General features: G+C 31.8%; 5 protein-coding genes and 1 pseudogene. All 6 read right to left on the bottom strand.

Features of this window, described 5'->3' with window-relative positions; translation table 11 throughout:
* Positions 1 to 158 precede the first annotated feature (158 nt).
* The gene (locus CI949_RS15390) at positions 159 to 1,448 is read right to left on the bottom strand and encodes a TRAP transporter large permease (RefSeq protein WP_073160223.1); all 1,290 of its coding nucleotides are present in this window, start codon (positions 1,446 to 1,448) and stop codon (positions 159 to 161) included.
* Positions 1,448 to 1,972: a TRAP transporter small permease gene (locus CI949_RS15395; RefSeq protein WP_073160221.1), complete on the bottom strand. Its 525-nt coding sequence runs from the start codon at positions 1,970 to 1,972 to the stop codon at positions 1,448 to 1,450. The genes CI949_RS15390 and CI949_RS15395 overlap by 1 nt, the downstream gene beginning before the upstream one ends.
* 128 nt (positions 1,973 to 2,100) lie before the next feature.
* The gene (locus CI949_RS15400; protein ID WP_234971246.1) at positions 2,101 to 3,108 is read right to left on the bottom strand and encodes a TRAP transporter substrate-binding protein; all 1,008 of its coding nucleotides are present in this window, start codon (positions 3,106 to 3,108) and stop codon (positions 2,101 to 2,103) included.
* 118 nt (positions 3,109 to 3,226) lie between these two features.
* The gene (locus CI949_RS15405) at positions 3,227 to 4,393 is read right to left on the bottom strand and encodes a lactate racemase domain-containing protein (RefSeq protein WP_073160219.1); all 1,167 of its coding nucleotides are present in this window, start codon (positions 4,391 to 4,393) and stop codon (positions 3,227 to 3,229) included.
* Between the two features lie 48 nt (positions 4,394 to 4,441).
* A complete protein-coding gene (dgoD, locus tag CI949_RS15410; protein ID WP_089655952.1) occupies positions 4,442 to 5,587 on the bottom strand; it encodes a galactonate dehydratase in 1,146 nt (381 codons plus the stop codon).
* A 201-nt stretch (positions 5,588 to 5,788) separates the two neighbouring features.
* A pseudogene (locus CI949_RS15415) lies at positions 5,789 to 5,981 on the bottom strand (hypothetical protein); the annotation flags it as partial.

Below are 5,981 nucleotides of genomic sequence, written 5' to 3' on the forward strand. Positions count from 1 at the left end.
GCATTTTATCTAAGTCATCTGCAGTCCAGTCCATTCCCATTCTTAAAGCATCTATTTCTGCTCCCTGTTTTCTTATTTCTTGACTTCTAAGCAATAAAATCATCTCCTCATTAGCCTTAATAATTTATTTTAAATAAAGCTAACTTTATTTATCATAATTATCTCATTAAATTTGGTATAAACATTACAATTTGTGGAAAAGCAATCAATAAAGCTAAAACTGCAAGTAGGGTAAATAAAAACGGTAAAATAGATTTAACCAGATCCTCTAAAGTAATATCAGCTACTCCAGTCGCTACATACAAAACTGTTCCGACAGGAGGGGTAATTAGGCCAATACCTAAGTTGATTGACATAATTACTCCAAAATATACTGGATCAATTCCTACCTGACGCATTACAGGTAGTAAAATAGGCGCTAAAATTAACATTGCAGGAGTTAAATCCATTACAAAACCAACTAAAAATAATAATACATTTGTTATTAATAAAATTCCAATAGTAGAATCAGTTAAAGAGGTTAAAAGTTCTGCTAATTCAAAAGGCACTCTAGCTACAGTTAATAACCAAGCAGTTACCATTGCCATTCCACATAAGAAAAGAACTATCGCTGTTGTTTTAGCTGTTGCCAATAAAATACCTGGTAAATCTTTAACAGTTACTTCTTTATACACAACCAATGCTAAAATTAAAGATACAAATGCTGCTACAGCACCAGCTTCAGTTGCTGTAAAAACTCCTCCTAAAATACCTCCAACAACTAAAAAAGGAATAGTTAAAGCAAGAACAGCTTCTTTAAAAGTTTCCCATAATCGAGAAAGTGTAAATTTTTGTACCTTTTCTGCTTCAACAATATGCCCATAACCATGTTTTTTAGTAGTATAATATGTTGTTGCCATTAAAGACAGCCCTACTAATATACCAGGTATAATTCCTGCCATAAAAAGCTGAGCAATTGAAGTGTTTGTAATAATTCCATAAAGTATAAATGGAATACTTGGTGGAATAATAATTCCAATTACAGCAGATGACGCGGTTATTGCTGCAGAATACTCTGCAGGATAATCCTGCTCGATCATTGGTGGAATCAACAGTCCACCAATTGCCGCTGTATCAGCAATCGCCGAGCCAGAAATTCCTCCGAAAAACATACTGGCTAAAATGTTAACATGGCCCAAGCCACCAGTAATATGTCCAACTATTGCATCAGCAAAGTTTACTAATCTTTTAGCAATTCCTCCATGATTCATTACTTCTCCCACAAACATAAAAAACGGAATAGCCAGAAGCGGAAAACTATTCATACCAGATATCATTTTAGATGGCAAAACCATAAACTGTAAATCCATAGCTTTCATTAAAGCAATATTTGATAATCCAAGTGCAAAAACAACCGGAATTCCTGTTAATACAAATAAAAACAATGTTCCTAAAAATAACCAAAGCATTATTCCACACCCCTACTTTCATCCAAAATATCAAACTTCTCTTTTTCATCTTTTATATACAGTTCAATATGCTTTTTTATTTTTGATAAATTAATTAATATCATAATAAAACCACTAAATGGCACAATAGAATATACTAAGGTCATTGGAATATAAAGAGCAGGAGACACATTTGTTGCTGAAGTTGCTACAATATATCCATAATATGTTATAATAGCTAAAACTGCCATTATTAAAAGATCTGAAATAATACTAATTATGTTCTGAGCCTTGGCAGATGGTATTTTAGCAATAACAAAATTTAAACCTACATGATCATCACTACCATAAGCCATTACTGCGCCTAAAAATGAAATCCATATAAAAATAAATCTTGATAATTCATCTGCCCAACCAAGTGAGTTATTTAAAACAAAACGACTAAAAACATTTGTTCCGACAATTGCAAACATTGATAGCGTTAAAATAATAAGAATAAATTTATAAATGCTAAAAAAAATATTAAAAATTTTATTATATTCCATATTTATCACCCCTTTTAATCTCAAAATAAATCTGCTTATTCAATATTAGATTTTAAAAAATTAATTACAAACACAAAAATTTAGAAATAAGAGGGAGATAATCTCCCTCTTATTAGTTAGTTTAATAATTATTGTTGAGCTTGAAATTCTTCAACCTGCTGCTGTACAGATTCAACTAATTCTGCACCAATTTCATCTTTAAATTGATCATATACAGGCTGAACTGCTTTCTGGAATTCAGCTTTTTGCTCAGGAGTTAAAATAGTAACTTCCATAACATCTTTCAATTTATTTAAGTATTCAGCATTCATAGCCCTATTAGTTTTTCTATTGTGATGCTTAGCTTCAATAGCTGCTACTTTTACAACCTGCTGTAAATCAGTAGGTAATTTATCATAGAACTGCTTAGACATCATAAGTACAAAAGGTGAATATACATGGCCTGTGTCTGTTGTGTAATCTTGGACTTCAAAGAAGTTCTGGAGATAAATTGTCCCCCATGGATTTTCCTGGCCATCAACAACACCCTGCTGCATAGCGGAGAATAATTCACCAAATGCCATAGGTGTAGGATTAGCTCCCATTTCTTTCCAAGCAGCTAAATGCATAGGATTTTCCATTGTTCTAACTTTTAAACCTTTAACATCTTCTGGAGATTCAACAGGTCTCTTACTATTTGTCAGCTGACGGTATCCATTTTCCCAATAAGCTAAACCTACAAGACCTTCATCTTCAAGCTGTTTTAATAGATTCTGTCCAACTGGACCATCAAGAACATAATCTGCTGCTTCATAAGTTGGAAATAAGAATGGAAGATCAAATACTTTAAATCCATTTACAAATGGAGCAATCGGTGCAGTAGATGGACAAGTCATCTGCTGTGTACCCATTTGTAAAGCTTCCATCATTTCTCTATCATCACCAAGCTGGCTTGAATGATAAAGGTTAACTTCAATTTTACCATCACTTCTTTCTTCTACTAATTTTTTAAAGTATTCTAAAGACATATACTGAGCTGATTTATCATTCAGACCAATCCCAGCATTAATTGTGTACTCAGCCGCCAATGAAGTTACTGAAAAAGTTAAAAGCAATAAAAGAACAAGTGATAAGTTAATCATTAATTTTTTTCTCAAGATAATTCCTCCTAATAATTTTTTAATAATAATTTTTGATAATCTAAGTAATTAAATATTAAGACTTTACAACACAACATACAATAGGTACTAAATGCCATTCATTCTGACTTTTTTATCACCTCCATAAATTAAAATTTACAGCTTCTACTTCTTGGCGACTTAATTTTTGAGAAGCAAGTAAAATTTTAAATCTACCTTCAGATGAGCCGTGAATTAAATGCGCAGCTGCAGATAAATTTTCCTGTAAATCTTGATTATTATGAAGGCTTTCTAGTGTTTTTCCAGTCCCTCTGTAACCATATTTTCTAATCAATTTATCTATAATTTCATCTTCTCCAAATTTTTGAACCCCAGGTGCTATAATTATTAACTCACCATCATCAGCAATTGCCATTCGCGTTCTATAAATGGCCTTTGCTCCAATCCAAGTGCTTTTAAACTTATCTTTTTTTAGATAAACAACAATCTTTTTAGGCTCTCTTTTAAGTTTTATTATGTTTTCCTGCTGACTTAAAGCAACAGCTTTTTCAAATGTCTCTCTGCGGCTGCCGGTAAATATACCTTTAATCTCAGTTAGGCCAGTCTTTTTATCACTAACAGCAGAATTAACTGTCATTAGATAAAGCAATGGCAATTCATCTAAAAAATTTTTTTGGCAGTAATCATAAAGCTTTCTAACAGGTGAGTGATCTTTTCCCATAATTTTTTCCATACCGGAAAGAGCGCCTAAAAAATGCGATTTATTAATGATTTGATCACCACCACAGCCAACAACAATATTTTTAGTGTAATTGGCCATGCCTACCACCTCATGTGGTATCACCTGGCCTAAAGAAATTATTAAGTCATATTTATTAGAAAATAAATGTTTATTAACTTCTACAGGCAAAGCTTCAATCAACTCTCCATCTGAAAATGTTTCCATCTTGTCTGCCGGAATTTCTCCAATTTCAATAGTTTCAGTTCTCCAGTTATGTTCCAAAAAACATTCAATTGGAATATCTCCAAACATTGACTTCAAGGATTGAGCATCCATCGGATCATGAGTTCCAGAAGCTGGCAAAATATCTATATTATCAATTTTTTTTTCTAAGAAAAAATATAATTTTTGCGTAATTACCCCTAAACCTGATGATTTTCTTGTATAGTCTGGTGGAATTAACAAGATGTTTTCTTTTTTATTTTTAATAATTAATTCAGCCAAATTTTTTAAATATTTTTCTAATTCTTTAGTTTGTAAATATTTTTCTTGACTAATTACTTCAGTTTCTATTTTTTTCATTTTATTCGCCCCTCGTATAACTTAGAAGATCTTAATTCTATATTTTAATTACCATTCAGCAATTGTTCCATCTTCATTACGCCAAAGAGGGTTTTTCCATTCATGTGATTCTTTGGCTTTGGTGCAAACTAGTTCTTCATCAATTTCAATTCCTAACCCTGGTGAATCTGGAATATGAGCATAACCATCTTTATATTTAAAAACTGCTTTGTTCACTAAATAATCCAGAAGATCATTTCCCTGATTATAATGGATACCCAGACTCTGTTCCTGGATAAATACATTAGAAGTTACAGCGTCAATTTGTAAACTTGCAGCTAAATTAATTGGGCCTAATGGCGAGTGAGGAGCTACTGCAATATCATAAGCCTCTGCCATTGCTGCTATTTTTTTAACTTCTGAAATTCCACCCGCATGTGATAAATCTGGTTGAATAATATCAACTTTATTTAGTTCAAATACTTTTTTATAGTCCCAACGACTAAATAATCTTTCACCCAGAGCAATTGGAATACCAAAAGTTTCCATATTAGCTAATGCTTCAATATTTTCTGAAAGAACTGGTTCTTCAATAAACATTAAACGAAAAGGCTCAAGTTCTTTAAATAATATACGGGCCATCCCTTTATGAACTCGTCCATGAAAATCTACTGCTATTCCAAAGTCTGAACCAACTTGATCTCTTATTGCTGCTACTCTAGCAACAGCCTGATCTATTTTTTTATAACTATCTATGTAATGAAGTTCTTCTGTACCATTCATTTTTATCGCAGTAAAACCAGCATCTTTTTTTTTCTGTGCTGCCTGAGCCACATTATCCGGACGATCTCCACCGATCCAAGAATAAACTCTAACTTTATCTCTTACCTTACCACCAAGAAGTTCATAAACAGGCTGTTGAAGATATTTACCTTTTATATCCCATAAAGCTTGATCAATTCCCGCGATAGCACTCATTAAAACCGGACCACCTCGATAAAAAGCTCCACGATATAATGTCTGCCAGATATCTTCTATCTCTAAAGGATTTTTCCCAATTATATAATCTTTCATCTCTTCTACTGCAGCTTTTACTGTAGCAGATTTCCCTTCAACAATCGGCTCCCCCCAACCAATAATTCCTACATCAGTTGAGATTTTAAGAAAAAGCCAGCGAGGTGGTATTCGAAATAATTCTAAATTAGTTATTTTCAAAATTATCAACCCCTGAAAAATAATTTATACAATCATCTTTTATTTACTTATTAATAATATATACTGATATTGGATATTTAATATGTGATATATCAGATATATTAAAATTTTTATTTTTGAAAATTAGATTAAAATTTATTATTAATTTTCTTTCTATTTTTAATATTATAACAATTAATGAATTATTGCAAATTTTTTTATTTAAGCTCTCTTTTTGATTTCTGCATCTTCAGCAATTTCAACGCGATCAAGATGTCTAAATAAAATATTATATGCTTTTTCTTTGTCTTTTTCCAGAATACAATCAATCAAATCTATGTGTTCCTGTCTTGAAGTTTCAGAACGCTGATCATTTAAATAGCTAAAAAGCATAGTAAAATGATTAATCATCTTT

This window comes from Halanaerobium sp. (genome assembly GCF_003070835.1).

What these genes read in the sequence shown, in the direction of transcription:
- CI949_RS15390 (WP_073160223.1), bottom strand. Translation starts at nt 1,448, where the DNA reads ATGCTTTGGTTATTTTTAGGAACATTGTTTTTATTTGTATTAACAGGA.
- CI949_RS15405 (WP_073160219.1), bottom strand. Translation starts at nt 4,393, where the DNA reads ATGAAAAAAATAGAAACTGAAGTAATTAGTCAAGAAAAATATTTACAA.
- CI949_RS15395 (WP_073160221.1), bottom strand. Translation starts at nt 1,972, where the DNA reads ATGGAATATAATAAAATTTTTAATATTTTTTTTAGCATTTATAAATTT.